Source organism: Ruegeria sp. ABV3_008 (assembly GCF_056161185.1).
Genome location: NZ_JBSWYP010000009.1, coordinates 13,793 through 40,412, shown reverse-complemented (window position 1 = coordinate 40,412; position 26,620 = coordinate 13,793). Strand labels below are relative to the sequence as shown.

The 26,620-nt window shown below is 58.7% G+C and carries 21 protein-coding genes and 1 pseudogene; 10 read left to right on the top strand and 12 right to left on the bottom strand.

Translation table 11 applies throughout. From position 1 onward, the window contains the following. Positions 1–17: 17 nt before the first annotated feature. Together ACXAH8_RS15605 and ACXAH8_RS15600 are read right to left on the bottom strand one after the other, a co-directional pair. Positions 18–1,319, bottom strand: a pseudogene (locus tag ACXAH8_RS15605) (GH1 family beta-glucosidase); the annotation flags it as partial. Beyond that, the gene (locus ACXAH8_RS15600) at positions 1,316–2,353 is read right to left on the bottom strand and encodes a LacI family DNA-binding transcriptional regulator (protein ID WP_475219753.1); all 1,038 of its coding nucleotides are present in this window, start codon (positions 2,351–2,353) and stop codon (positions 1,316–1,318) included. The gene ACXAH8_RS15600 and the pseudogene ACXAH8_RS15605, both read right to left, overlap by 4 nt. 216 nt (positions 2,354–2,569) lie before the next feature. Between ACXAH8_RS15600 and ACXAH8_RS15595 the strand changes: the two genes are divergently transcribed. From ACXAH8_RS15595 to ACXAH8_RS15550, 10 genes are all read left to right on the top strand, one after another. Next, positions 2,570–3,928, top strand: coding sequence for an ABC transporter substrate-binding protein (locus ACXAH8_RS15595; RefSeq protein WP_475219752.1), 1,359 nt, complete (start codon positions 2,570–2,572; stop codon positions 3,926–3,928). A 55-nt stretch (positions 3,929–3,983) separates the two neighbouring features. After that, positions 3,984–4,991 carry a carbohydrate ABC transporter permease gene (locus ACXAH8_RS15590; RefSeq protein WP_170377422.1) on the top strand — a complete coding sequence of 336 codons (1,008 nt, stop codon included), beginning with the start codon at positions 3,984–3,986 and terminating at the stop codon, positions 4,989–4,991. Positions 4,992–4,994: 3 nt separating this feature from the next. Beyond that, a complete protein-coding gene (locus tag ACXAH8_RS15585; RefSeq protein ID WP_475219751.1) occupies positions 4,995–6,143 on the top strand; it encodes a carbohydrate ABC transporter permease in 1,149 nt (382 codons plus the stop codon). A gap of 9 nt (positions 6,144–6,152) precedes the next feature. Continuing rightward, the gene (locus ACXAH8_RS15580) at positions 6,153–7,808 is read left to right on the top strand and encodes an alpha-glucosidase (RefSeq protein WP_475219750.1); all 1,656 of its coding nucleotides are present in this window, start codon (positions 6,153–6,155) and stop codon (positions 7,806–7,808) included. 3 nt (positions 7,809–7,811) lie between these two features. Continuing rightward, positions 7,812–8,894, top strand: a complete 1,083-nt coding sequence (locus ACXAH8_RS15575) for an ABC transporter ATP-binding protein (protein ID WP_475219749.1) — start codon at positions 7,812–7,814, stop codon at positions 8,892–8,894. Between the two features lie 80 nt (positions 8,895–8,974). Next, complete coding sequence (locus ACXAH8_RS15570; RefSeq protein ID WP_475219748.1) at positions 8,975–9,721, top strand: sugar phosphate isomerase/epimerase family protein; 747 nt, start codon at positions 8,975–8,977, stop codon at positions 9,719–9,721. Beyond that, the gene (locus ACXAH8_RS15565; RefSeq protein WP_475219747.1) at positions 9,722–10,762 is read left to right on the top strand and encodes a LacI family transcriptional regulator; all 1,041 of its coding nucleotides are present in this window, start codon (positions 9,722–9,724) and stop codon (positions 10,760–10,762) included. Between the two features lie 27 nt (positions 10,763–10,789). Then, positions 10,790–11,539, top strand: a complete 750-nt coding sequence (locus tag ACXAH8_RS15560) for a basic amino acid ABC transporter substrate-binding protein (protein WP_419740815.1) — start codon at positions 10,790–10,792, stop codon at positions 11,537–11,539. 65 nt (positions 11,540–11,604) lie between these two features. Next, positions 11,605–13,251, top strand: a complete 1,647-nt coding sequence (locus ACXAH8_RS15555; protein WP_475219746.1) for an amino acid ABC transporter permease — start codon at positions 11,605–11,607, stop codon at positions 13,249–13,251. Next, positions 13,248–15,209 carry a beta-galactosidase gene (locus ACXAH8_RS15550; RefSeq protein ID WP_475219745.1) on the top strand — a complete coding sequence of 654 codons (1,962 nt, stop codon included), beginning with the start codon at positions 13,248–13,250 and terminating at the stop codon, positions 15,207–15,209. The genes ACXAH8_RS15555 and ACXAH8_RS15550 overlap by 4 nt, the downstream gene beginning before the upstream one ends. 10 nt (positions 15,210–15,219) lie before the next feature. On the opposite strand, the gene ACXAH8_RS15545 is transcribed toward ACXAH8_RS15550, so the two are convergent. The 10 genes from ACXAH8_RS15545 to ACXAH8_RS15500 all read right to left on the bottom strand — a co-directional run bounded on the left by ACXAH8_RS15545 (position 15,220) and on the right by ACXAH8_RS15500 (position 26,505). Further along, positions 15,220–17,133, bottom strand: a complete 1,914-nt coding sequence (locus ACXAH8_RS15545) for a beta-galactosidase (protein WP_475219744.1) — start codon at positions 17,131–17,133, stop codon at positions 15,220–15,222. Beyond that, the gene (locus ACXAH8_RS15540) at positions 17,130–17,990 is read right to left on the bottom strand and encodes an SMP-30/gluconolactonase/LRE family protein (RefSeq protein ID WP_475219743.1); all 861 of its coding nucleotides are present in this window, start codon (positions 17,988–17,990) and stop codon (positions 17,130–17,132) included. The genes ACXAH8_RS15545 and ACXAH8_RS15540 overlap by 4 nt, the downstream gene beginning before the upstream one ends. Next, positions 17,987–18,592 carry a 2-dehydro-3-deoxy-6-phosphogalactonate aldolase gene (locus tag ACXAH8_RS15535; RefSeq protein WP_475219742.1) on the bottom strand — a complete coding sequence of 202 codons (606 nt, stop codon included), beginning with the start codon at positions 18,590–18,592 and terminating at the stop codon, positions 17,987–17,989. The genes ACXAH8_RS15540 and ACXAH8_RS15535 overlap by 4 nt, the downstream gene beginning before the upstream one ends. After that, a complete protein-coding gene (locus ACXAH8_RS15530) occupies positions 18,589–19,482 on the bottom strand; it encodes a 2-dehydro-3-deoxygalactonokinase (protein ID WP_475219741.1) in 894 nt (297 codons plus the stop codon). Before ACXAH8_RS15530 ends, ACXAH8_RS15535 begins: the two co-directional genes overlap by 4 nt. A gap of 4 nt (positions 19,483–19,486) precedes the next feature. After that, the gene (locus ACXAH8_RS15525) at positions 19,487–20,251 is read right to left on the bottom strand and encodes an SDR family NAD(P)-dependent oxidoreductase (RefSeq protein ID WP_475219740.1); all 765 of its coding nucleotides are present in this window, start codon (positions 20,249–20,251) and stop codon (positions 19,487–19,489) included. Next, positions 20,251–21,960: an IlvD/Edd family dehydratase gene (locus ACXAH8_RS15520; protein ID WP_475219739.1), complete on the bottom strand. Its 1,710-nt coding sequence runs from the start codon at positions 21,958–21,960 to the stop codon at positions 20,251–20,253. The genes ACXAH8_RS15525 and ACXAH8_RS15520 overlap by 1 nt, the downstream gene beginning before the upstream one ends. 55 nt (positions 21,961–22,015) lie before the next feature. Next, complete coding sequence (gene melA / locus ACXAH8_RS15515; RefSeq protein WP_475219738.1) at positions 22,016–23,356, bottom strand: alpha-galactosidase; 1,341 nt, start codon at positions 23,354–23,356, stop codon at positions 22,016–22,018. Positions 23,357–23,378: 22 nt separating this feature from the next. Then, positions 23,379–24,227 carry a carbohydrate ABC transporter permease gene (locus ACXAH8_RS15510; protein ID WP_170377452.1) on the bottom strand — a complete coding sequence of 283 codons (849 nt, stop codon included), beginning with the start codon at positions 24,225–24,227 and terminating at the stop codon, positions 23,379–23,381. A 1-nt stretch (position 24,228) separates the two neighbouring features. Next, positions 24,229–25,152, bottom strand: a complete 924-nt coding sequence (locus ACXAH8_RS15505) for a carbohydrate ABC transporter permease (RefSeq protein WP_475219737.1) — start codon at positions 25,150–25,152, stop codon at positions 24,229–24,231. A gap of 93 nt (positions 25,153–25,245) precedes the next feature. After that, a complete protein-coding gene (locus ACXAH8_RS15500) occupies positions 25,246–26,505 on the bottom strand; it encodes an ABC transporter substrate-binding protein (protein WP_170377456.1) in 1,260 nt (419 codons plus the stop codon). Positions 26,506–26,620 lie beyond the last annotated feature (115 nt).

Here is a 26,620-nt window from a genome sequence, read left to right as displayed (position 1 = left end):
CGGTCGGCGGCATCCTCGGAAAGTGCGGCCTTTACGGCAGCGAAGGAGGCTTTGGGGCTGCGGTCCAGCGTCTCAAAATCCACGTCTACCAATCCAAACCGTTTTTCATAGCCATAGGCCCATTCGTAGTTATCCAGCAAAGACCAGATGAAGTACCCCTTCACGGGAACATCCGCAGCCAAAGCCTGTTGCACCGCCGTCAAGTGATCGTCCAGATAGGCGATGCGCTCATCGTCCTGCTGGCGCTCGGCGCTCGCCATGCCGTTCTCTGTAACATAGATCGGAAGATCACCGGTATAGTCTTCTGCGGTCCTTTTCAGAAATCGGGTCAGGGCGTCGGGGTCGATCTCCCAACCCATCTGAGTTTTGGGCAGAGGGCCCGGCACTTCGGTCAGGCTTGGCCAGGCGCTGTCTGCCGAGGTGATCAGCTTGCGGGTGTAGTAGTTCAAGCCGCACCAATCAACGGGCGCCCCAATGGTGTCGAAATCATCTTGCCAACCCTCGGGCAAATGAGGCTCCAGTCCCTCCAGCACGTTGTCGGGATAGGCTTTTTTGAACACGCCGCCCAAAAAGAACCTGTTGTAGATCCCGTCATAGAGTGCTGCCGCGCGTTGAGCAGCAGCACTATCATCAGCGGGCTCCGCCCATTCGAGGTTGAAGACAGCACCCAGATTGGACATGCCCAAACTACGCATTGTTTGAATGGCGCTGCCATGGGCCAGAAGGACATGATGCATCGAACGTGCGGCCGCACGAATATCGCGCAAACCCGGTGCGTGATGGCCTTCGAAATGGCTGAGCCAGCTGACGCACCAAGGCTCATTGATCGGCGCGACCGAATACATGCGGTCTCCGATACGGCCCATGATCACCTGAGTGAAATCGGCGAACCATCCGGCGATATCCCGATTGCGCCAGCCCCCCAGATCGGCAAGCGTCGAAGGCAACTCCCAGTGGTAGAGCGTCGCACAGGGGCGGATGCCGCGTTCAAGCAGCGCGTCCGCCAGGCGGTCGTAATAGTCCAGCCCGGCTTGGTTTACATACCCCCGACCCTCGGGCAAAACACGCGCCCAACTGGTCGAAAAGCGGTAGCAATCAAACCCTGCATCCTGAACCAGATCAAAGTCTTCCTCGAACCGATTCAGGTGATCGCAGGCGATTGCGCCATTTTCCGCGCCGACGACGTTTCCAGGCGTGCCCGCGAAACTGTCCCAATGCGTCCGGCCAGCACCGCCCTGTGCATGGCCTTCGATCTGGTAGGCCGATGTTGCGACGCCGAATAGAAAATCGTCGGGGAAGTCGTTGCGTGTATATTTCATCGTCGAACCCCACTGGGCGCAGGCCCGGTTGATCGCCCGACGACCAACTCGGCCTCAAGCAACCTCTTATGTGCCGGCGCACCCGGAGACTTGATCCGTTGGATCAGCATCTCGGCCGCCATTTCGCCAGCGTCCCGAACGGAGGACCGCGTTGCTGTGAAGATCGGCACATCCTGACCATTTTTCAGGTAGGAAAGATCATCGTCATGGGCGATGACCGAAATATCCCGCCCCATCTGCAACCCTGCTTCTTCCAAGGCGCGGCGCACACCAATGGCCGTGATCATCGACGAGGCCAGAATCGCGGTCGGTGGTTCTGCGATCTGCAGCATCTGATGGGTTTCCCGGTGGCCATAGACCTCGGTCATTTCAGCGCTGCGCATTAAGGCGGCATCCGGCGTCAAGCCGGCTTGCTGTAGAGCGTCCAGGTATCCGGCTCGACGGCGTTGAGCAAAGTCCATATCCTCCAGCCCGTTGATCAGGGCGATGCGACGGTGGCCCAAATCAATCAGAAACTGCGTCGCGCGCTGGAACGAACTCTTGTTGTTCACATCAATCCAGTCATATTCAGCCTGCACGCCGGTTGAGCGGCCATGAACGATGAACGGCACCGCCATGCGCGTCAGAACCTCGATCCTTGGCTCGTTGACCTTTGGACCCTGCAGCACGACGCCATCGACCGCCCCGCGTTGGAACAGGTTGCGATAGGCCGCCTCGATCGAGGTGTCATCCGCGTTGGTGAACATCATGTCATAGCCATGCTCGGCATAGGTTTTAGATGCTCCGGCGACGAAATCGCCGAAGATCGGGTTCACCATTTCATGCCTTGATGAGCTGGGGATGACGTGACCGATGACCATGGACTTGCCCGTCGCCAACCCCTTGGCGCGGCTGTTGGGGCGGTAGCCATGTTTGGCCGCTGCTGCCTCGACCCGCAGACGTGTTTCAGCGTTGACCTCAGGATAGCCGTTCAGCGCCCGGCTGACCGTGGTTTGCGAAAGACCCAGTGTTTCAGAGAGCTGCTTGAGGTTCATAGGTAGTCAAAGCGCCTTCAAATCGAAGGCATTACTGGTGAGATCCTGTTTTGTGCGCCTGCCAACCTGTTGTGAAAACAGACAAGCATGTTTTTCTGACTTATTCGAAAACACGACTCATTGACAGAGTAAAAATGTTAGCGGATAACATTAATCATTCAAAGCGCTTTGAAAAACATGAAGCGAAGCCGCTGGAGAGTATTGGGAGGAGATTTCATGAAACGCACGCTGTACGCAGGTGTGGCCACGTTTGCCCTGACTGCCGGGGCTGTTCACGCACAGGGTCAAATGATCCACCCCGTTGGAGAGGGTGGCTTTGACTGGGATGGGTTCCAGGCCTTTGCAGACGCTCATGATCTGAGCGGTCAGGACCTAACCATTTTCGGCCCCTGGCTTGCGGGCGAAGGACAGTCCTTCGAAAACTTGGTCGCCTACTTCGATGAGGCAACAGGCGCAAGCTCCAGCTATGTCGGCTCGGACTCGCTGGAACAGCAGATTTTGATCGACGCAGCAGCCGGATCAGCGCCAAACCTGACGGTTTTCCCGCAGCCCGGCCTCGCGGCGAACATGGCCAAAAACGGCTATTTGACGCCGCTTGCCGATGGATCGGCGGACTGGATCAAGAACAATTTCGCGGCCGGTCAGTCCTGGGTCGATCTGGGAACTTTCGAAAACGCAGACGGAGCCAAGGATTTCTACGGCTTCTTCTTCAACGTGAACGTCAAGTCTCTGGTTTGGTACATCCCTGAGAACTTCGAGGACTTCGGCTACGAGGTCCCTGAGACCATGGAAGAGTTCAAAGCGCTTATGGATCAGATGGTCGAAGACGGTGAGACCCCGCTGTGCGTCGGCCTCGCATCCGGTGGCGCGACGGGTTGGCCTGCGACGGATTGGGTTGAGGACCTGATGCTGCGTACACAACCGCCCGAGGTTTATGACCAGTGGGTGTCGAATGAGATGAAGTTCGACGACCCGCGCGTGATTGCCGCGATTGAGGAATATGGCAGCTTTACCCGCAATGACGACTATGTGGTTGGGAACGCAGACGACACGGCTGCGATCGATTTCCGCGATAGCCCCAAAGGCCTGTTTGACAGCCCGCCTGCCTGCATGATGCACCGTCAGGCCTCGTTCATACCGGCCTATTTCCCGGAAGGGACAGAGCTGGGCGTGGATGCCGATTTCTTCTATTTCCCGGCCTACGCTGAGAAAGATCTGGGCACACCGGTTCTGGGCGCGGGCACCTTGTTCACTATCACAAACCCAAGCCCGGCGACTGAAGTGTTTATGGAGTTCCTCAAAACTCCATTTGCGCATGAGATCATGATGTCTCAGGACGGGTTCCTGACGCCGCACCTGGGGGCAAACCCCGAGAATTATGCCAATGACACGCAGCGCGGGCAGGGTGAGATTCTGACCAACGCCACCACGTTCCGCTTTGACGGCTCAGACCTGATGCCGGGTGCAGTCGGTGCGGGCACGTTCTGGACAGGAATGGTCGACTATTCCTCGGGCGCAAAGGACGCGGCCACTGTTGCGGGTGAAATCCAGTCGTCGTGGGATGCCGCGAAGTAACTGACGCTTCGGGGCGGCTATTTGGCTGCCCCGTTTCCAAACCGACGAGGGCATCATGACACCGGCACTTCAGGGCCTGCTGACCATCATCATCGGTGTGTCGGGTTGCGTGGGCTACTTCTACCTCTCGAACCAATTTCTGGACAAAGTCCTGTTCCCGCCGCGCGGGCCGAACGCAGGGCGCAATATCAACCGTGCGAACATGATCCGGCCATGGCTGTTCCTGTTCCCTGCGCTGGCGGCGCTTGGCCTCTATCTGGCCTATCCGGTGGTTGAGACGTTGCGCCTTTCACTCACGGAGCGCGTGCCTGGCGGCGGGTACAGATGGGTTGGTCTGGACAACTACACCCAGATGGCGGCTGAGCCGAAATTCTGGGAAGCCATGCGTAACAATATGTTCTGGCTGATCGTCGTACCCGCAATGTCGACCGGTTTTGGTCTGCTCGTGGCGCAGTTGACCGACCGTATCCGCTGGGGCAATTTTGCCAAGTCGCTGATCTTCATGCCGATGGCGATTTCCTTCGTCGGGGCCTCGGTGATCTGGAAATTGGTCTATGACGCACGGCCAGCGGAACAGGATCAGATCGGTATCCTAAACGCCCTCTATATCTTTTTCGGCGGGACTGAACCGCAAACATGGCTGACCGTTCCGTTCTGGAACAGTTTCTTCCTGATGATCGTTCTGGTCTGGATTCAAACCGGGTTCGCGATGGTGATCTTGTCGGCTGCCTTGCGCGGCATCCCAGAAGAAACCGTCGAGGCCGCCATTCTGGACGGTGCCAACCCGTTCCAGATCTTCTTCAAGATCAAAGTGCCTCAGATCAAGACAACCATTCTGGTGGTTTGGACGACGATCACAATCACTGTTCTCAAGGTCTTCGACATCGTCTTTGCCATGACCAATGGCCAATGGGAGACGCAGGTGCTGGCCAATTACATGTACGACAAGCTGTTCCGCGCCAATGATTGGGGGGTGGGGTCGGCCTCGGCCATGGTGATCATGTTGTTGGTCACTCCGATCCTGATCTGGAACGTGCGCAATGCGCGCAAGGAAATGGAGTAGGCGATGAGCGATATTGCAGGAACCAAACCGGCGCTGCGCTGGGTCGTCCATGCTTCGGTTGTTTTTCTGGTGGTGCTTTGGGTGATCCCGACCCTCGGTCTGCTGATTTCGTCTTTCCGGACTGCGGATCAGATCTCTGGCAGTGGCTGGTGGCGGTCGATCTTTCCGTCTGAGCAGAACCTGACCCTGCGCAGCGCCGCACCTGAAACGCAGGTGCTGAAGAACGGCCTCTACGTGATCCAAGGTCAGCTATTCGGGGATGACGAACAGGTCAAGATCTCGAACTGGGGTATCAGTGCCCGTGAGGTTGATGCCTTTGTCCCCGGCGACACCGCCGAACTGCGTCGGGGCGGCACGATCACCGTAGATGCGGACGGCGCCTACAGGATGGAGAACACCGAAGAGTTCACCGGAAACCGAGGCGCGCGCGTGTTCGTCACGGCCGAACTGCCGCCGGAATTCACCTTGGATAACTACAGAAAAGTCCTGCTGGATCAGAGCAGTTCGGACAGTATGGCCAAAGCCTTCTTCAACACGCTAACGGTGACAATCCCCGCGACAATCATCCCGATCCTCGTTGCGGCATTCGCAGCTTATGCACTGGCGTGGATGGAGTTTCCGGGCCGTGCACTGCTGATCGCGGCCGTCGTTGGGCTGTTGGTCGTGCCCTTGCAATTGGCGCTGATCCCGCTGTTGAAATTCCACCTGAACATCGGGATCGGGAAAGGCTATCTGGGCGTCTGGCTGGCCCATACTGGCTTTGGTATGCCACTGGCGATTTACCTGCTGCGCAACTACATGGCCGGGTTGCCGCGGGATCTGATCGAGAATGCTCGCGTCGATGGCGCGACCGAGTTCCAGATCTTCACCAAGCTGATCCTGCCGCTCAGCTTCCCGGCACTCGCATCCTTTGCGATCTTCCAATTCCTATGGACATGGAACGACCTTCTGGTCGCCAAGGTCTTCCTGATCGATGCGACCGGCCAGACCACAGTTATGACAAACCGCATCGTCGAGCTTTTGGGTACACGAGGCGGCAACTGGGAAATCCTCGCGACGGCGGCCTTTGTGTCGATCTTTGTGCCGCTGGTCGTGTTCTTCGCAATGCAAAAATACCTGGTCCGGGGCCTGTTGGCCGGATCCGTCAAATAGAGGCGTCTGATGAACGTGCAAAACACCGTAGACCAATCCAACTCAACCAAAGCGCCGTCAGACTGGTGGCGGGGCGGGGTGATCTACCAGATCTATCCGCGCAGCTTTCAGGACAGCAATGGCGATGGGATTGGAGATTTGAAGGGTGTCACCCAACGGCTCGACTATATCGCCTCGCTCGGCGTCGATGCGATCTGGATTTCGCCTTTCTTCAAGTCGCCGATGAAGGATTTCGGCTATGACGTGAGCGACTATCGCGATGTGGATCCGATGTTCGGCTCGCTTGAGGATTTCCAAGAACTATTGGATCACGCCCACGCAAAGGGTCTGAAGGTGATGATTGATCTGGTGCTGTCACATACTTCGGACCAACACCCTTGGTTCACCGAAAGCCGTGCTTCAAAGGATAATCCGAAGTCCGATTGGTACGTCTGGGCTGACCCCAAACCAGATGGGACGCCGCCGAACAACTGGTTGTCGATCTTCGGAGGGTCTGCCTGGCAGTGGGACCCGCGCCGCCTGCAATACTACCTGCACAACTTCCTGACGTCGCAGCCGGACCTGAACTTCCACTGCGTAAAGGTACAGGACGCGCTGCTGGACGTGGCCCGGTTCTGGCTGGAGATTGGGGTCGATGGCTTCCGTCTGGACACGATCAACTTCTATTTCCACGACAAGCAGTTGCGCGATAACCCCGCGCTGCCGGTTGAGGAGCGCAATGCCTCGATTGCACCCGCAGTGAATCCATACAACCACCAGAACCATCTCTATTCCAAAAGTCAGCCGGAAAACATCGCCTTCCTGGAGCGGCTGAGGGCGCTGACAAACGAATACGAAGGACGCGCCTGTCTGGGTGAGGTCGGCGACGCGCAGCGCGGGCTTGAGATCATGGGGGAGTACACCTCGGGTGATGCGCGTATGCACATGTGCTATGCGTTCGAGTTCCTGGAAAAACGCGCGTTGACAGCGTCTTACGCGAAGCAGGTGTTTGACCAGCTTCAGGCCAAGGCCGGAGATGCCTGGCCTTGCTGGGCGTTCTCGAACCATGATGTTCAACGCCATGCCTCCCGCTGGAACCTCAGCGATGCGGCAACGCGTCAGCACGCGGTTCTGATGATGTGCCTGCGCGGTTCGGCCTGTTTGTATCAGGGCGAGGAATTGGGCCTACCTGAGGCCGACGTGCCCTTCGAACGCTTGCAAGACCCCTATGGCGTTGAATTCTGGCCTGAGTTCAAAGGCCGTGACGGATGCCGGACGCCAATGGTCTGGGCAACTCAGGATGAACAATCGGGCTTTAGCACCGGCGAGCCATGGTTGCCTGTTAGTGATACGCAGTCCGAACGTGCGGTTGATCGTATGGAGGCGGACGACCAATCCATGCTGCACCACTATCGCCGCGCGATTGCTCTGCGACATGCGCATCCGGCGCTGGCTGCGGGGGCGCAATCAGAGATGGTGCAAGTCGGCCCGATCCTGATGTTCCGCCGCGAAAACGCCAGCGAGGAGGTGTTTTGCGCCTTTAATCTGGGACGAGGGGCGGGGCAGGTCGATCTGCCCTCGGGCAGCTGGCAGGCAATTGGTGAGGACATTGGCAGTGTCACGGGTGAAGGTCGCGTCACGCTGCAACCTGCCGAATTCTGCCTGATGCGCAGGGACAAGGGGTAAGTCATGTCGGAACTCAAACTCACAGATGTGGCGAAATCCTATGGACCAGTTGATGTCCTGAAACACATTGATCTGGATATCGAGCAGGGCGAGTTGATCGTCTTTGTCGGCCCGTCCGGATGCGGAAAATCCACTCTGCTCCGGATGATTGCGGGGCTGGAGAAGATCACCGGCGGTACGCTGGAGATCGAAGGTCAGGTCATGAATGACGTTCCGCCCGCGCAGCGCGGCATTGCCATGGTGTTCCAGTCCTATGCCCTTTATCCGCATCTGACCGTGCGCGAGAACATGTCTTTTGCGCTTAAGATCGCCAAGCGGACCGCCGCCGAGATTGACGCCGCTGTAGAGCGCGCGGCGCAAATTCTGCAATTGGACCCATACCTTGATCGCCTACCCAAGGCCCTTTCCGGCGGTCAGCGCCAGCGCGTCGCGATCGGGCGGGCGATTGTGCGGGATCCTAAGGTTTATCTGTTTGATGAACCGCTCTCGAACCTAGATGCAGCGCTGCGCGTCGCCACGCGGATTGAGATTGCGCGCCTCAAAGAGGCGATGCCCGACAGCACCATGATCTATGTAACCCATGATCAGGTCGAGGCGATGACCTTGGCCAGCCGCATCGTTGTGCTGGCCAACAAAGGCATAGCCCAGGTTGGCACCCCGCTTGAGTTGTATGAAACTCCGGACAATGAGTTCGTGGCTCAGTTCATCGGGTCGCCTTCGATGAACCTGTTACCCGGAACAATCACGGGCACTGGGCAGATGACGACGATAGCCTTGGAGGGCGGAGGTTCAGCGATTTCCGCGATCCCGACCGGACCCGAGGATGAAGGCAAGCAGGTAAACATCGGCGTCCGGCCCGAAGATTTCACTTTGACGGATAGCGACCCGATCCTGAGCGGTGAGGTTGATTTCACCGAAGCATTGGGTGAGGTGACTCTGCTATATTTTGCCAAATCCAACGACGCGGATCAGGTCATCGCCAAACTGCCCGGTATCCAACGGAACCTTCGCGGGCAACAGGTTTCGGTTACAGCACGGCCGGAAAAAGTGCATCTGTTCCATAATGGTCTGTCCATGCGCAAGTGACTTGGCGCGCGCTGCTTCAAGCCGCTTGACAACTCATACAACCCCGTTCAACCATTATTGAAACGTTTCAATGGTGGTAAATGCGGATCTCTGCGCAGCTATACACAGTCAGGAGTTGTGGTGATCTTGGCGATCAACTGCAAATGGCGGCGGCCTGTGGCTATGCAGATGTCGAAACGACAGGGTTGCACGACCTGACGGCGCCTCAGATGGCCCGGATCGTTGCGCAATCCGGTTTGCGGGTACGTTCGGCGCATTTCGACTGGGAAGAGTTCGAGAGGCGTTTACCCGAAATTCAGGACATTCTGGAACGATTGGAATGCCCGGTCGCCGTCATGCCTTGGCTGGCACCAGCGGCGCGGCCCGACACCGCCGAGGGATGGAAGGCTGTGTCGGGCCAGTTATCGCAATGGGCTTCGCAACTGTCAGGTTCGGGCGTTCGACTGGCCTATCACAACCACGATTTCGATCTGGCCGGATATCCCTCGCAGACGCCGCTAGAGATGATTCTTGAGAAGGGGAACGTCTTCTGGCAGCCCGATATTGGTTGGCTGGGGGCGGCCCACCTGGATCCGGCCGGATTGATTAGGCGATATGCCGATCGTGTAGTCTCCGTCCACGCCAAGGACGTGGACCCCAGCCAACAGGGCGACGCCCGGTGGCGAGATCTGGGGCAGGGCGACATAGACTGGAGCGCGGTTCTTGACGCGCTGGATCGTACGGCCTGTTCGGATCTGTTCGTTGAGCATGACGAGTCGCCGAGCCCGGCGACGACGCTGACAACAGGCCAGCGCTTTCTGAGCGACCTTTTGAAAGGTCGTATCTAGATGGCCCGCGCAACGATCAAGTCTATCGCCAAGCAGACAGGCTACTCCGTCGGGACCGTATCCAATGCCTTGCGCGGAGAAGACTCGGTTAAACGCGAAACCCGTGAAGAGATACAGAAAGTGGCCTTGGAGCAGGGTTACAAAGTGAACCTTGCCGGGCTGAAGCTTCGCACGAACAAATCCTACCGGATCGCGGTACTGGTGGGCGTCTCCACCGACGCCGCCGAGGAGTGGGAGGGCGTAGAATTCACCCGAATTGTGGCTGGTATCTCAACCGCATTGCAGGGGTCACGCTATGAGCTGAGCGTGTGCAGCGTAGCCGATTTGGACGACACGATGACGGCCCTGCGCACGATTGTTCAGGAACGCTCGGCCGATGGGGTGATCTTTTCGGGCACCCGACGTAGCGACCCGCGTATCGCCTATCTACAAAGCCAGAACTTCCCCTTTGTGACCTATGGCATGAGCGACAGTCTTGAACCCCATCCCTATGTCGATTTCGATAGTGAAAGCGCGGCGCGCGACGCCACAGAGCGGCTGTTGCGTTTAGGTCATCGACGAATTGCCCTTATAAATCCACCCGCCGAATTGGTTTACACCGGACAACGTCAGACTGGCTATGCCGCCGCGCTACAGACTGCGGGCGTGCCCGTTCAACCCGAACTAATTTACAACGGCCCCACAACGGCGCAAAGCGGGCAAGAGGCTTTTCGCAGCCTCATGCAGCGCAAAGACCGCCCGACCGGCATCATCTGCGCCAACGAGGCGATGACGCTGGGCGTTTTGTCGGCGGCCGCCGAAGATGGCATCAGGGTCGGGCGCGATGTCGTGGTCATTTCGACCGATGACCTCCAACTCAGCAAGTATTTCGTACCCGCGCCCAGTGCCTATTACGTGCCGATTGACGAGACCAGCCGGTTGCTGGGCGCGTTCATGTTAAAATCACTGGACGGGGTCGAACCGTCCGAAATTCAAAAGAAGATCAGGGCCACATTAATCGAGCGGCAACCTGACACACCTCCGCCGAACCCGGCGATCTGACCTGACCCAACAAAGGAGAAACCAAACATGTTCAAACATCTACTTGCCGCTGCAGCCGTTGCCACGATGACGGTTCCGGCCGCTTTTGCCGCTGATTTGGAAGGGCGCGTATTAAAGATAGGAACGGACGCGACCTATCCACCGATGGAGACCGTCGACGAGACAACGGGCGAGATCGTGGGCTTTGACGTCGATGTGATGAATGCCATTTGCGAGCGCGTGAACTGCGTGCCGAATTTCGTCAATACCGCGTGGGACGGCATCTTCGCAGCCCTTCAGCAAGGTGAGTTTGATCTGGTCATCTCGGGCGTTTCGATCACTCCGGAACGGGAAGAGACCATGGATTTCTCGGAACCGTATATCGTGGTCAGCCAGGCCATTCTGTTGCAAGTCGACAAGGGCGACACGACCCTGGATGACTTCAAGGCCGGAGGTCTGAAACTGGCCGCTCAAACCGGAACAACCAACGCTCAGCTAGCGGAAGAGCTGGTCGGGCGCGAGAATGTCAGCCTCTATGACAACTTCTCGGCCGCCATTCTGGCGTTGCAGAACGCAGACGTTGAGGGCGTGATCATTGATGGGACTTCGGCCACCGCCTATGAGCAGGAATTCGCGGGCGAGTTGACCGTGGGCATCACGGGCCTTCAATCCGACCCTCTGGGCATCGTGTTTCAGGAAGGTGATCCGACCGTCGATGCGATCAACGAAGGTCTGGCCGCCATTCAGCAAGACGGCACGCTGGATGAGCTGAAAGCCAAATACTGGGGCACCAACTGATCCTTTGAACCCCTTCCAGCCCCGGCGGGTTCTGCCGCCGGGGCTTTGACTTAGCGGAGAACACCATGTCGCGCCTCAGCTCGATCCGCCCGAGCAACCTCGTGTTGCTCGCAGCCGCGCCGTTTATCATCTATCTGTTTGCCACCTCATCCAAATACCTGCGATCTCTGGTCGCCATTCTGGGGATCGGCAACAATGCAGGGCCGATATTCGTGGGGTTCCTGCTGGTCCTTGCGACGACGATCCTCGGCTATCTGTGCGCCCGCCATACCCGGTTCGCAGCGCAAGCGCCCGCATGGCTGCGGATTTCGGCTTTGGCGGCGTTTCCAGCTGCGGTTGGCCTGTCCATTCTGGCTTTTGTCGCCCCGCATGTCCTTATGCCCTTCGCCGAGTCCGTCTTTTTTCATGCGCTCAGCGAGAATACCTCGAACCTGATTGATCGCACCAACCAAACGTGGGTTTTGTTTCCCGAAGTGGTGGCACAAGTTCAGAGCGGCCTGCAGTTCCTTCTGGCGGTTTATGCTGTGATCATCGCGTTGTGCCTGATCTCTGGCCGCTTGGCGAAACCTTTGCGCGGGCGCGTGCAGCTTGGGTTCGAAATTCTAACGGGCGCCGTGCTGTTCTACCTGATGTTCATGGCCCATTGGCAATTCGCAACAGGCGTCGCCATCACGTTCCGCGCCGCGATCTTTGCTTATATCTTCGCAGCGATCCTGGGTCTGATCTGGGTGGGGCTGCAGTCTTTCAAGCCAAAGGCCCGGACAACGATGGTCTATGGAGCGATCAGCCTTGCGTTGCTTGCTGTGTCCACCTTTTTCTTCATGCAACCCAAGGTCAGCTATGTCCTTGTCGGCAATACTGAGGGCCGTATTGCCATTGTGCGCGGTACCCCTCAGGCGCAGGCCGATGTGATCCGCTTCGGCGAATTCGAGGGCGGCGGCGATCAGCAAATCCGGATCCGGAGCGCGCCTGACGCTGCATCCGCGATTGAGCAGATTGAGACCGTCGACAGCGTCTCGGGCGCGTTTGTTCCGGTTGAGGCCCATACGCAAGCCTACCCGGTGATCTGGCAAACCAGCTTCCTGCCAGACAAGTTCCGAGATCCGGGGTTGGCTTTCGCGGTTTTCGGTTTCCTTTTGCTGACACTGACAGTCGGTGGGTCTCAGCACAAATTGCATCCGCTTGCGGTCGGGGCCGAGTTTTTCGTGGACACGATCCGAGGCATTCCGATGCTGGTGATCATCCTCTATATCGGCCTTCCTCTGGCGGGCGCGGTCAAGGATGCCACCGGTGGCGGGATCGACATGACCAACATGACCCGCGGGATCATCGCTATTTCGGTTGGGTATTCTGCCTATATGGCCGAGATTTTCCGATCCGGCATCGAAGCCATACCGAAAGGCCAGCTTGAGGCTGGCAGCTCTCTGGGCCTGTCGCGCTGGCAAACCGCGCGGCTGATCGTACTGCCGCAGGCCTTGCGGATCGTCACACCGCCCTTGGGCAACGAATTCATCGCGATGATCAAGGACACCTCGCTGCTGTCGATCCTGTCTGTGCGCGACATGACTCAGCGAATGCGCGAGTTCCAGGCCTCCAGCTTCCTCCCATTCGCACCCTTCAACACGGCGGCGATCCTCTATGTCGTGATCACTCTGGGTTGCGCCAGCTTCCTGAAATGGATCGAGCGGCGAACCGCGAAGGACGCCAGATGAGCAAGCTTGAACTGGGGGTTTGCTACTACCCCGAACAATGGGATCCGTCCAAATGGCGAGACGATGCTGCGCGTATGGTCGATATGGGCCTCGATTGGGTGCGGATTGCCGAGTTCACCTGGGGCCTGATCGAGCCCCAGCGTGGTCACTTCGAATGGGGTTGGCTGGATGAGGTGATCGGGATTTTGGGCGACGCTGGGCTTCGGGTCATGATGTCTACGCCAACGGCTTCGCCCCCCAAATGGCTGATCGACGAGTATCCAGAGATTTTGCCCGTCGGCCCTAACGGTCGCGTGCGCGGCTTTGGATCGCGACGGCACTATTGCTTTTCGAGTGAAGTCTATCTGGAGGAGTCCAATCGGATCGCCACCGAATATGCCAGGCGCTATGGGCAAAACCCGCATGTTCATGCGTGGCAGATTGATAATGAATACAATGACCACGACACCGTCCTCAGCTACTCAGACGCTGCCCGCAGCGGGTTTCGCCGATGGCTGCAAGATCGATACGGCGCGATTGAAGAACTCAACCAGCGATGGGGCACAGTCTTCTGGGGCACGCAATACGCGAGTTTTAACCAGATCGAGCTACCAAACAGCTTGGTCGCGGCCGCGAACCCGACGCAATCTCTGGATTTTGCGCGTTATTCCTCCGGCCGGGTCCGACTGTTCAACAAGGCTCAGGTAGATATTCTTCGGGCGCATTCTCCGGGCCGGGACATCACGCATAACTTCATGGCGGGCAGTTTCGAGTATGATCACCACGCGGTGGCCGCCGACTTGGATATCGTAGGCTTCGACAGCTACCCGCTGGGCAATCTGCTGGGATCATCCCTGTCTGATCAGGACAAGCATCGCTACTTGCGAACCGGGGCGCCGGACTATCAGGGGTTTCACTGCGATCTGTATCGCTCGCAAGGGCGCGGGCGCATGTGGGTGCTAGAGCAACAACCCGGTCCCGTCGACTGGGCAGAAAAGAACCCTTCGCCCGCAGATGGCATGGTTCGGCTATGGACCTGGGCGGCCTTTGCCCATGGCGCGCAGGCGGTGATGTTCTTTCGCTGGCGGCAGGCAAAGTTCGCTCAGGAGCAGTTCCACACTGCGCTTTTTCGGTCGGATGGTAGTCCGGATCAGGCAGCGGTTGAGCTGGCGCAGGTGGTGAAGGATCGCGCGGCATTACCCCCGGCCAAAAGGCAGAAGGCCCAAGTCGCAATGCTGATCGACTATACGTCGATCTGGGCGGCGGAATTCCTGCCGCATGACGATGCGTTTCCAAATGCGAACATCCTGCGAGACTGGTACGCGGGTTTGCGCGGTTTCGGTGTCGATCTGGATTTTGTCGGGCCGGAGGATGACCTGAATGGCTATGCCTTGATCGTGCTGCCGCAGAGCATGATCGTCAGCGACGGGTTGGCCTCAAGACTTCAAGCGTCGTCAGCGAAACTGTTGATCGGGGCGCGGTCGGGTAGCAAGACGCCAGATATGCACAGCCCTGACACCCTCGCACCGGGAGTGTTGAGCGATTTGACAGGTGTTCGCGTTTTGAGGGTCGAGTCCTTGCCTGACCTTGCAGACGAAGCCGTGCAGTTGGGCGAGCAAAACCCGCTGCACTTCACAGGTTGGCGCGAAATTGTCGAGACAAGTGAACAAGCTATCGGCCATTTCGTCAGCCGATATCAAAATGGCAGTCCGGCGGTCATACGCTCAGACAGGGCGACCTACCTTGCGATGGTTCCGAGCGGCGCGTTGTTGCAAAACATCTTGCGCGACGTGTTGGATTGGGCTGGGCTGGAGGTCTCCGAAACGCATCACGATTTGCGGCTCACCCGACGCGGGGACCTGCGCTTTGCCTTTAACTTTGGCGATCAAGACCAACCACTGCCCGCGAACACAAAGCGCTCGCTTCTGGTCGGAGAAGACCCGGTCGCCCCCCACAACCTTGCGATCTGGAAGGAGTAGCGCGCCCGGCTCAACCCTCCGGTGACGCGTTTTCGAGGACAATAACATCGCAGCCCGCAATGGTGTGTCCGTTCCATTCCACCGGATCGGCATTGTAGTTGATCAGGAACGTATGCGCGGCTGATTCCCGAAGCCTCAGGCCCTCGGGCAACGGCTGCAAATTCAGCCCGGTGTGGTCCGCCGCCAGCCCGATTAGGCGATCCCAGAGCGCCTCGTCGGGGAAACCCGCCAGATACCAGATGCCGTCCCCCGTTTTCAAAGCAGGGGTACCATCTTCAAACTGCAAAAGGTCCTCTCCGCCTCCTGACAGACGGTCGATCCAGTGCTGCGCGGCTCCGCCCCCGACGACCGGGCGTTTGACATTGGGCGGCAGGGTTTCAACCAGATCGACATGGCAATCGACGCCATCAAGGCCGGGGCGCCTAGACAGAGGGATCTGGAAATCACGGGTGATCGCGCCGCTGCGTGGGCCAAGGATGGCAAGATCGCAGGCCTCAGCCAAACGCGCTTCCAACGCGGCATTGATTGTGGCCAGCCCCGGCGCAAGGATCACCGCGTAACCTTTCGGCAGGTCCTGAGGTGAAACGATGTCCACCGACAGCCCGGCCCGACGCAGAGCGCGATAGGCCGAGAATACTAGCCGGAAATAGTCAAAACCTGCGCCCTGCGGCTGCGTGGTCCACGCCCAATCCGAGGCATAGTCGAACAGGATCGCAACCTGCGCCTGTTTCTGGTGAACCGGACCGATGGCCTTCAATTCATGCGCCGTCTGGCGCGCCTCAGCCAGACCGGGGGCCGCGCGGCTGTCTGGTGTCAGCAATCCGGCGTGCATCTGCTCTTGCGCAAAGGGCGCTTGTCGCCAGCGGAAGTAGCTCACCACCTCGGCCCCGTGCGCCACGGCCTCAAGCGACCAAAGCCGGACCATGCCGGGCAGAGGAGCAGGGTTGTACGGAGCCCAGTTCACCGGGCCGGGTTGTTGCTCCATCACCCACCAGCGACCACGGCCAACTGCACGATAGAGATCGTGGTGAAAGCCCTGCATATCCGGATCGCCCTGTTGCAGGAATTTGGCCTTGTGTTCGGCGTCATCTTCCAATCGGTCGGACAAGAAGCCGATCGGATAGCTATCCCAAGTGGCGATATCGAGGTCCGCACCGACACCGAAATGGTCGAACTCAAGCACGCGCCCCATGTAGTTGTGCGACAGCGGCGCATCGGTCAGAGGGCGCAACACATCGGCCTGAGCCTTGTTGAACGCCACTACCTGATCCGAGCTGAAGCGGCGGAAGGCCAGAACATGGGCCGGGTTCGGCTCGGTCACGGTCAGGTTTGGCAGGTCGATCTGGTCAAAGTGGTCGTATTCCATCGACCAGAACACATTGCCCCAAGCCTCGTTCAGGGCGTCGATGCTGCCATATTGATCCGCCAGCCAAAGACGAAACGCCTTTAGCGCCGGGGCGCTGTAGCTGATCGTGGTGTCGTGGCAACCGTATTCATTGTCGATTTGCCAGGCGACGACGTGTGGATTGCGGCCATAACGTTCGCCAAAGATCCGGGCAATGCGGACGCACTCTTTGACATAGCCCGCATGGCTGAAGCAATAGTGCCGACGTGACCCGAATTTACGCGGTTGACCTTGGGCGTCGACGGCCAGCATATCGGGGTGTTTGTCCAGCATCCAGCGCGGAGGCGTCGCTGTGGGTGTCCCCATAACCACCTTCAAACCGGCCGATCCCAGCACCTCGACCGCGCGATCTAGCCAGTCGAATTGCAGATCGCCGGGGGAGGGTTCCAGCCGACTCCAGGCGAATTCGCCGATACGTACCCAGCTCAGGCCCGTTTCGACCATATGCGCGGCATCTTCGGCCCAAACAGCCTCGGGCCAGTGTTCGGGGTAGTAGCAAACGCCTAGTTCGGGGGTCATAGAAGGACTCTGTGTTCCGGTTGACCGTGGCCTGCGTTCAGTTCGGCAAAGGTCATTCCGTTAGTGGGTTGTGTTTCAAGCGTCTCAGTGCTCAGCCCTTCGCGGGCGGTTGTGCAGAATAGTGTTGTCAGGTCGTCTCCGCCAAAGGCGGGGCAGGATGTATGGGCGGCGTCTACCGCGACTTCGCGCAGGAACTGTCCTGCTGGATCATAGGCCGCGACCCGGCTCGCGCCCCATTGAGCGATCCAGATGTTGCCGGCGGTATCAACCACCGCGCCATCCGGGTTCAAACCGTCTTCGTTCAGATCCAGAAAGACCGAAGGTTCCCCCTCGGGCCAGCCGGTCTCGGCGTTCAGACCCCACCGCATTACCTGTCGTGTCGCTGTGTCTGCGTAGTAAGCGCAGCCCCGGTCCGGAGCGAAACAGATCGCGTTTGAGATGGTGATACCCGGCGCCAAACGGCGCAACTCGCCCTTGTAGAACCGGTAGATTGAACCAGCACCAGGTTCCGCGCTTTTGCCCATCGTCCCGATCCAGAACCCGCCCCACGGATCGGCGCGGCCGTCATTCGAGCGGGTGACGGGATTTTCAGCCTCTAGCGGGACAACCAGTGATTTCTCACCCGTGGCCAGCGAAAACCGCCACAACCCGGTTTCTGAGGCCATCAGCAGAGTATCACGGTCCACCCAGCCTGTGGCCGAGACATATTCGTCGAAATGCCAGCTTTTCTGCGCCTCGCCTTCGCGGGTTAGAAGGCGTTTGCCAAGGATGTCGAACCAGAACAACTGTTTCCGCTCGGGATGCCAGAGGGGACCTTCGCCCAGCATACAAGGGCGGTCGTCGAAAGTGACGCTCATGCAACGGCCTCGTCATAGGCGGCTACGATCCGGATGGCGCGTTCCGAGATTTCCGCGATCTCCATGTCGGGCTTGAACAGTGCCGACCCGATGCCGAACCCGTCCGCGCTGGCTGCGATCCATTCGTCGAAGTTGTCTGTACCCGCGCCGCCAACCGCGAAGACCTGCGTGCCTTCTGGCAAGACCGCCCGCAAAGCAGACAGACCTGCGGGGCCTGCCAAGGAACCGGGGAACAGCTTCAAACCGGTTGCACCCGCTTTGAGGGCCGAAAAGGCCTCGGTCGGGGTGAAGATGCCCGGCCAGGATTGCAGCCCCAGTTCACTGCTGCGCCGGATCACATCAGGATCGGCATTGGGCGAGACAATCAGCTTGCCGCCCACATCCCTTACGGCCTCAACCTGTTCGGGTGTCAACACCGTGCCCGCGCCGATTAGGGCGCGATCGCCGAAAGCCTCGACCAGAATCCCGATGCTCTCAAGAGGATCCGGAGAGTTCAGCGGCACCTCGATCCGGTCGATCCCGGTTTCGATGAGAAGTCGACCGACTTTCTCGGCGCTCGAGGGGGTCAAACCTCGCAGAATGGCAATGATATGGCGGCTCATACGGTTTCTCTTGTCATATTGCGGGCTTTGTTCAGCCCGGCCAGAGTGGATGTGGTGGCGTCGGCCATCTCGACAAACGCGCCTTGCGGTTGCAGCGCTTGTGCGTAGGCGGCCGATAGCCCCTCGGCCCCGATGATCGCGATCTGCTGACCCAGCCAATAGGGGCGTGAGGCTGCAAGTTCGGCCCCGATCAATAGTCCGGACAGACGTGCGCGGGCCGTGGTGCCATCCTGCCCGTGCAGCAGATCTGCCGCACGCAGACTGAACAGGCGGGCGGCAAGCTGTTCGGGTTTGGACAGAGTATCCTCGACAGCCTCAGAAAACGCGGCCTCGTCCCAGCCTTCACTTACCGAGTGTCGAAGGACAGATTGAGCGCGCAGCAAGTCGAATAACTCTCCGGTCATGAAGGTGCGGAAGCTGACGACCTGATTCGCACTGATCTGCACCCATTTCGTGTGGGTGCCGGGCAAGCAGATCACTCCGTCCCAATTGGGATGTGTATCCAGAAATCCCGCAATCTGCGTTTCTTCGCCGCGCATCACATCCGGCGGGGACACCTGTTTCAAACCAGGCACGACAAAAGCACGGATCCGAGGGTCGGTGGCGGGCACGCGGATCGGAACGCCCTGCACAGGCGCGGTTGGAACAGCAGCATAGGGTGCTTCAACCCATCCCTGACGGGCGCCGACCATGCCGCAGGCGACGACATCGACAGGAGCACTGCCCAACCAGCCTTCGATCAATGCCAACAGGGCGTCCTCAAACCCACCTTTGGAGACGCGCGCCATGCCCATGTCCGACTGAGCTTGGTCAACAGGGGTTGGCCCCTCCATCGCCCAGACACGCAAGTGCGAGGTGCCCCAGTCCGCTGCGATCCATTCTGGTTTCATCGTTCTACCCCGTTACCACGACGCCACCATCAGCAACCATGCATTGTCCGGTCATGGCGCGGCTGGCGTCCGAGGCCAGAAACAAGGTGGGTCCGATCATGTCGTCGGGCTTTAGATGTTCTTTAAGGCATTGGCGATCCAAATGTGCGGCGAGGTCTTCGGGCGTGGCCCACATGTCCATCTGCTTTTGCGTCAGAACCCAACCGGGGGCCAATGCGTTTACGCGGATGCCTTTCGGTCCAAGCTCGCGCGCCAGCGAGCGGGTCATTCCGGTAATCCCAGCGTTCGAGGTCGTGTAGATCGGATAGCCTGCGTTGCCCATCATGTAGCTGATCGAGCTGAAATTGATGATTGAGCCGCCATTCCCCATCTGGCGCGCGGCTTCCTGACAGGCGAAATAGTAGGCCTTCAGGTTTACCTCGATCATCCAGTCCCAGAACTCAGAGGTCGTCTCTTCCAGAGAGTGGCGCTGATCGTTGGCGGCGTTATTGACCAGCACTTTGATTGGGCCATGGGCCTCGGCAGCCTTCTGCATGGTGGCGTGCAACAGTTCTGTATCGGTCATATCGCCCTGCATGAACAAGGGCGCGCGGTCGTGTTTGGCACGCATTTCTTCCACGAAGGCGCTTGCGTCCGAGCGGCCGATAAAGGCCACGTTGGCCCCTTGCGCCATGAACCCGTCGGTCAGCGAAGCGCCAACGCCCGAGCCGCCGCCGGTGATATAGACTGAGGCCCCTTTCAGGTCCTGGAATACAGCAGGTTGGTCCATTAGTGGCTCTCTCTTGTAACGAGGCGTGTGTCTTTGCCGACAAGGAAATCAAGGTCAGCGCCCTGATCGGCTTGCAGCACGTGGTCGATGTAAAGTCGGGCGTAGCCGCGCGTGTAATGCGGTGCCTCCGGTTGCCAGGCCGCGCGGCGGGTGTCGAGTTCCGCCTCATTGACCAGCAGCTCAAGCTCTCCCTTGCTGGCTGAGACGCGGATGCGGTCGCCGGTCTTGACCAGCGCCAGAGTGCCACCGGCCTGCGCCTCGGGACTGACATGCAGGATGACAGTACCGAAGGCTGTGCCCGACATGCGCGCGTCCGAAATGCGGATCATGTCGCGCACGCCTTCTTTCACCAGTTTCGCCGGGACCGGCATGTTGCCGACCTCGGGCATGCCGGGATAGCCCTTGGGTCCACACCCTTTGAGAACCAGAATGGTCTCAGGCGTCACAGGCAGGTCTTCGCGGTCGATATTGGCCTTCAGATCTTCGATGCTTTCGAAAACAAAGGCTTCGGCTTCGGTTTCCAGCAGTTCATCCGTAGCCGCCGAAGGTTTTACGATGGCCCCGTTCGGCGCAAGGTTGCCGCGCAGAACGCGCAGGCCGGCAGCGGGTTTCACCGGGTCATCGAAGGGGCGGATCACGTCGCGATTGTAGCACTCTGCCCCGTCGTAGTGGGCCGAGATATCCTTGTTCAGAACCGTTTTCGCAGGGTGCAGGAAGGACTTGATTTCATTCAGAACCACAGGCACGCCGCCTGCGTAACAGAAATCCTCCATCAGGTATTTGCCGGACGGCATGCAGTTGACCAGCAGGGGAATTTCCGACCCAATTTCAAAGTCTTTCAGCGTCAGATCGACACCAACCCGACCCGCCAGCGCCAGCAGGTGAACCACGGCGTTGGTCGAGCCACCTACGGCGGCGTTGGCCAGAATGGCGTTCTCAAATGCTTCCTTGGTCAGGATGTCAGAGGGTTTGAGGTCTTCGTCCACCATCTCGACAATCCGCTTGCCGGTCAGGTGTGCCAGAGCCATGCGGCGGGCGTCAACGGCGGGCAGCGCGGCGTTGGTTGGCAGCGACATTCCCATGGCTTCGACCAGCGAGGCCATGGTTGAGGCCGTGCCCATCGTCATACAAACTCCGGCGCTGCGTGACATGCCGGATTCAGCGTTCATGAAGTCCTGCAGCGTCATCTCACCTGCGCGGACCTCTTCCGAGAATTTCCATACATCGGTGCCTGATCCGATATCCTTACCCTTGAACTTGCCGTTCAGCATCGGACCGGAGCTGACAACGATAGAAGGCAGATCGACCGAGGCCGCGCCCATCAGCTGCCCCGGCGTGGTCTTATCACACCCGCCCAGCAGAACAACGCCGTCAATGCCGTAGGCGCGGATGGATTCCTCAACATCCATGGCCAGCAGATTGCGGAACAGCATGGCGGTGGGCTTCATCTGGGTCTCGCCCAGCGACATGACCGGGAATTCGACCGGGAAGCCCCCAGCCTCCCACACACCGCGCTTCACGCCTTCGGCCAGATCGCGCAGGCCCGAGTTGCAGGGCGTCAGTTCCGACCAGGTGTTGCAGATGCCAATGATGGGCCGCCCATCAAAGGCATGATCGGGGAAGCCTTGGTTTTTCATCCAGGAACGGTGGATGAACCCGTCTTTGTCGAGTTTTCCGTACCAATGCGATGAGCGGCGTTTCTTTGTCATTCTGGCTTCGGTTCTTTGGCTGGGGCTGGAATTGCGGTTCTTGAAAAATTGAAGATCATGCGGCGCGGAGCGGGCGGCACCAGTCTGGCAGCCAGTCCGAATGCGCAGTCAGAAGGTCCGTGACAAGGCTGCGGATTTGGCGCAGGTCCAGTTCGGCCGCGGTATGCGGATCCATCATGGCGGCATGGTAAATGTATTCGGCGTTTTGCTCGGTCAGCGCTCGGACGGTCAGCTCTTGCACGTTGATTTGGGTGCGCATCAGCGCCACCAGTTGCGGCGGGATGTCGGTAACGACCGAGGGCTGAACGCCGTTTGAATCGACCAGACACGGGGTTTCCACCGCAGCGCCCAAGGGTAATTGCGGGATCTGACCCGTATTGGGCAGGTTTCCATAGGCCGTATAGGGCGTGTCCGTGACGACGGCGTTCATCAGATCCGCCGCAAATTCGTGGCTGCGAATAACCGAGACATCGCGCCCGTCTGTCAGTGTCTTGGCCTGTTCCTTCCAATCCGCGACCTGCTCGACACAGCGGGTTGGGTATTCATCCAGCGGGATCGAGAATTGTTCGATCAGGTCGGGCCGACCGTCCTTGATGAACCACGGCACGTATTCGGCCAGATGTTCCGAGCTCTCGGTGCAGAAGTAGCCCAAGTGGTCCATCACCTCATACCGCACCTTGTTGGGGCAGCGTGGCATCAACAGAGGTGGTTTCGGCAGAGTACCGTGCGCGTAGCCCCGGCGTAAGGCCGGGTAGAGGTCGCGGCCCTGATGATCCAGCCGCAGGAAGAAGGCCACGTGGTTCACGCCTGCGACCTTGTAGCGGATCTCATCCTTAGGCAGGTCCAGATCGTGAGCAAGCTCTTCGACCGTATTCTGGACCGAGTGGCAAAGGCCGACGTGTTTCAGGTCCGGGAATTGCTCGGCCAGAGCCCAGGTGTTGATCGCCATCGGATTCACATATTGCAACAGCGTCGCATCGGGGCAGAGCTGCATCATATCCTGCGCCACGCTCCACAATACCGGGACGGTGCGCAGGCCTCGCATAATCCCTCCAATCCCGAGCGTATCTGCGATGGTCTGGCGCAACCCGTATTGCTTGGGGATCTCGAAATCCGTCACCGTGCAGGGTTCATACCCGCCGACCTGAAAGGCGGTGATGACGAAATCAGCCCCCTCTAACGCCGCGCGGCGGTCGGTGTGGGTGGTCACCGTTGCTCCGGTGCCGACCGAACGGATCATGGCCCGCGCCACGGTTTCACTTTCGGCCAGGCGCTGCGGGTCGATATCCATCAGCGCGAAATGGCTGTCGGCGAGGGCAGGGGTCAGCAGCGCGTCGCCCACGATATTGCGCATGAAGATCGTGGAACCCGCGCCGATAAAGGTGATTTTGGTCATTTTGCAAAACTCTCGTTTGGCGTTATTTAACAGCTCCAAGGGTCAAACCCGCGATGAAGTGTTTCTGCATCAGGAAGAACATGGCCACAGGCGGCAAGGCGGCAACGAGGGAACCCGCGCTCATCAATTGATAGGCCGCGCGGTACTGAGCGTTGAAGCTGGTGATCCCAGCCGTCACAGGTTGGCTTTCGGCCCCTTGGGTCAGGACAACGGCCCAGAAATAGTCGTTCCAGATGAAGGTGAAGATCAACACGCTCAGCGCCGCGATGGCGGGTTTCATCAGCGGCAGGACCACGTACCAGAAGATACGGACCTCGCTGATGCCCTCGACCCGGGCGGCTTCGATTAGCTCAAAAGGCAGCGCACGGATGAAGTTTCGCATGAACAGTGTACAGAACCCGGTCTGGAACGCGATGTGGAACAGAACCAGCCCGGTTTTAGTATTGTAGAGGCCAAGTTCCAAAGTCAGGTCGCGGACTGGAACCATAAGGATCTGGAAGGGGACAAAGTTGCCCGCCACGAACATGAAGAAGATCCACAGGTTCGACTTGAATTTGTAGATCCCCAGCGCGAACCCGGTCATGCAACTGAGCGCAACCGCTCCGATCACCGTCGGGATGGTGATCATGAATGAGTTCAGCAGATATCGCGGCATGTCCGAGTTGAAGAAGACCTGCCCGTAATTAACCGCGCCCTCAAACCGGGACGGCAGGCCCCAGTAGTTTGCGTTGGTGAAATCCGCCTCGGGTTTGATTGAGAACAAGGCGACAGCAAGCAAGGGACCGAGCCACAGCAGCAGGGCAATGGGCAGCATGGCCTGATAGGTGATCTGCGCCGCGCGGGGTTGTTTTTCGATGGGTTTGGGAAACATCTCAGTGCCCCCTTTCTTCGCGGTACATCGACCACAGGAAGTAGGCGATGAAGCACAGCATGATGAGGAACAGGATCACAGCGATGGCGGCGCCATATCCCATGCGGAAGCCGTATTCGGACAGGGCGACCTCGAACATGTAATAGGCTAGCACGCGCGACGACCCGAACGGCCCGCCCTGCGTCATGATCGAGATCAGGTCGAAGGACCGCAGAGCGCCAATGATTGTCACGACAAAGGCGATAAACGTCGCCGGGCGTAGTTGCGGCAGGATGATGTGCCACAACATCCGCCCGCCTTTTGCACCGTCCAGACGTCCGGCCTCGATCTGTTCGGGGTCCACGGCGTTCAAGCCGGTGAGATACAGGATCATGCAATAGGCCGTCTGCGGCCACAGGCCAGCGACGATGATGCCGTAAGTGACCAGTTTTTCATCTCCCAGCACATTCAGCGGGCCAAGACCAAAGAAACTGAGGAATTCGTTCAGTAGCCCGAATGTCGGATCGTAGAACCATGTGAAAACCAGCCCGACAACGACCTGAGAGATCACGAACGGAAAGAAAAATAGAGACTTGTAGAGTCGAATGCCCCAGACCGTCTGGTTCAGGAACAGGGCGATGAACAGGCCCGCCGGGATCGCTGCCAAATACAGGATCAACCAGATCAGGTTGTTCTTGAGTGAGATGTAGAACGCGTCGCGGTCAACCCACTCCCAGTACAGGTCCTCGTAGTTGCGGAACCCTACATAATCTGCGGCGCCAAGCCCATCCCATTCGTAGAGTGACAGGTTGAAGGACTGAAAGACCGGGATGATCACATAGACCATGAAGAACAACAGGCCCGGCGCAAGGAAAAGCCAGGGCGCGATGCGTTGTTGGTTGCGATGGAACCAGCTTTCCTGTTCCGGTGTGTCGACGGCTGACATGGGCTATCTCGGATCTGGGGGCGAAGGCGAGCTTCAGCCCGCCTTGCAATTGAGGAAGGCGTAGGCCGGGTTTTCTACCCGGCCCCTGCCAGATCAGTTGTCGTAGATACGGCTACGAGCGCGTTCCAGCTTGGCCAGAATCTTGTCCAGATTGTCGGGCTTGACCATGAATTCCTGGAAGCCTTCCATAGAGACCTTGGCCATTTCCGCCGGTGCGTCGCGGTCCCAGAACTGGGCGACACCGCCGGGGCTGTTCGAGGACAGCATGGTGAAACCTTGCTGCAAGAACTTGTCATCATCCACCGAAGATTGCGCGTTAACCGGAAGCTGACCCAGGTTTGAGCCATTGTTGATTTCGGTCTGAACGTCCGGAGACACGACGAAGCGCAGGAACTCGCGCGCGGCTTCCTTGTTCGAAGCGTTGGCCGGGATGTGGAACGTATCGGTCGGGGCATCCTCGGCCAGTTCAACATCGGGGTTGATCGCGACGAACTGGTAGAAGTCCAGCTGGTCGTCGCTCAGACCCGCTTCGCGCAGAGGAGCAACGGCGAAATTGCCCATCAGATAGGCGGCGGCGTCTCCGTTCACCATGAAGGGCAGGGCTTCCTGCCAGCTATAGGTCTGGTGGTTGTCAATGAAAGCACCCATGTCGACCAGCTGTTTCCAGTTGGCGAAGGTCTGCTTGACCCGGTCGTCTTCCCAGCTGATTTCGCCATTGGCGAGCTGGTTGTGGAAGTCGAACCCGTTGGTGCGCATGTTCAGATAGTCAAACCAGCCGCCGGCGGTCCACAGGAACTTGGTCCCGATGGTATAGCAGGCGCGGCCCGAGTCGATGATCTTCTGGCAGTTCGCCAGTTCTTCTTCCCAGGTCGTCGGCTCGGTCAGGCCCAGCTCATCAAAGATGTCTTTGCGGTAGTAAACGCCCCACTGATAGTAGGTATAGGGCACGCCCCACTGCTTACCATCAAGGGTCATCGCGCCTTTGGTCGAGGCCAGATTCTCGGCGATCTCAGGCTCTGCCCACAGGTCCGAAACATCTTCGAACAAACCCGCCTCAACATAAGGCTTCATGCGGTTTGCGGCATACCATGTCGCAACATCCGGCGTATCAGCCGTCAGGAAGTTGCGGATCTGCGTCTTATACGCCTCGCGGTCGATCACTGTGGTTTCGATGGCCAGATCCGGGTGCTGGGCCTGAAACTGTTCGATCATTGCTTCCATCGTCGCACGAGGCGCCGGGTTCGAGGTGTCAAGAAAGATGCGCAGTTCGCCGGTCAGTTCGGCGGCAACGGGTGCAGCTAGTGCCACACTCGCCGCCAGAGCGGCAGCGGTGCGCTTGAACATGGAATGCATGGTGTCCTCCCTTAGCTTCCATTTTAGTTCCAAATAGTGAAACCGTGTTTTATATATTGAAAACTACACATCGACTCGGCTAGTCTTGTCAAGACCCTCGTGCAAACACCGTGGT

Bases quoted from the DNA above. Each gene is read 5' to 3' on its own strand.
- ACXAH8_RS15600 (WP_475219753.1), bottom strand. From the start codon at position 2,353: ATGAACCTCAAGCAGCTCTCTGAAACACTGGGTCTTTCGCAAACCACG.
- ACXAH8_RS15595 (WP_475219752.1), top strand. From the start codon at position 2,570: ATGAAACGCACGCTGTACGCAGGTGTGGCCACGTTTGCCCTGACTGCC.
- ACXAH8_RS15590 (WP_170377422.1), top strand. From the start codon at position 3,984: ATGACACCGGCACTTCAGGGCCTGCTGACCATCATCATCGGTGTGTCG.
- ACXAH8_RS15585 (WP_475219751.1), top strand. From the start codon at position 4,995: ATGAGCGATATTGCAGGAACCAAACCGGCGCTGCGCTGGGTCGTCCAT.
- ACXAH8_RS15580 (WP_475219750.1), top strand. From the start codon at position 6,153: ATGAACGTGCAAAACACCGTAGACCAATCCAACTCAACCAAAGCGCCG.
- ACXAH8_RS15575 (WP_475219749.1), top strand. From the start codon at position 7,812: ATGTCGGAACTCAAACTCACAGATGTGGCGAAATCCTATGGACCAGTT.
- ACXAH8_RS15570 (WP_475219748.1), top strand. From the start codon at position 8,975: ATGCGGATCTCTGCGCAGCTATACACAGTCAGGAGTTGTGGTGATCTT.
- ACXAH8_RS15565 (WP_475219747.1), top strand. From the start codon at position 9,722: ATGGCCCGCGCAACGATCAAGTCTATCGCCAAGCAGACAGGCTACTCC.
- ACXAH8_RS15560 (WP_419740815.1), top strand. From the start codon at position 10,790: ATGTTCAAACATCTACTTGCCGCTGCAGCCGTTGCCACGATGACGGTT.
- ACXAH8_RS15555 (WP_475219746.1), top strand. From the start codon at position 11,605: ATGTCGCGCCTCAGCTCGATCCGCCCGAGCAACCTCGTGTTGCTCGCA.
- ACXAH8_RS15550 (WP_475219745.1), top strand. From the start codon at position 13,248: ATGAGCAAGCTTGAACTGGGGGTTTGCTACTACCCCGAACAATGGGAT.
- ACXAH8_RS15545 (WP_475219744.1), bottom strand. From the start codon at position 17,133: ATGACCCCCGAACTAGGCGTTTGCTACTACCCCGAACACTGGCCCGAG.
- ACXAH8_RS15540 (WP_475219743.1), bottom strand. From the start codon at position 17,990: ATGAGCGTCACTTTCGACGACCGCCCTTGTATGCTGGGCGAAGGTCCC.
- ACXAH8_RS15535 (WP_475219742.1), bottom strand. From the start codon at position 18,592: ATGAGCCGCCATATCATTGCCATTCTGCGAGGTTTGACCCCCTCGAGC.
- ACXAH8_RS15530 (WP_475219741.1), bottom strand. From the start codon at position 19,482: ATGAAACCAGAATGGATCGCAGCGGACTGGGGCACCTCGCACTTGCGT.
- ACXAH8_RS15525 (WP_475219740.1), bottom strand. From the start codon at position 20,251: ATGGACCAACCTGCTGTATTCCAGGACCTGAAAGGGGCCTCAGTCTAT.
- ACXAH8_RS15520 (WP_475219739.1), bottom strand. From the start codon at position 21,960: ATGACAAAGAAACGCCGCTCATCGCATTGGTACGGAAAACTCGACAAA.
- melA (WP_475219738.1), bottom strand. From the start codon at position 23,356: ATGACCAAAATCACCTTTATCGGCGCGGGTTCCACGATCTTCATGCGC.
- ACXAH8_RS15510 (WP_170377452.1), bottom strand. From the start codon at position 24,227: ATGTTTCCCAAACCCATCGAAAAACAACCCCGCGCGGCGCAGATCACC.
- ACXAH8_RS15505 (WP_475219737.1), bottom strand. From the start codon at position 25,152: ATGTCAGCCGTCGACACACCGGAACAGGAAAGCTGGTTCCATCGCAAC.
- ACXAH8_RS15500 (WP_170377456.1), bottom strand. From the start codon at position 26,505: ATGCATTCCATGTTCAAGCGCACCGCTGCCGCTCTGGCGGCGAGTGTG.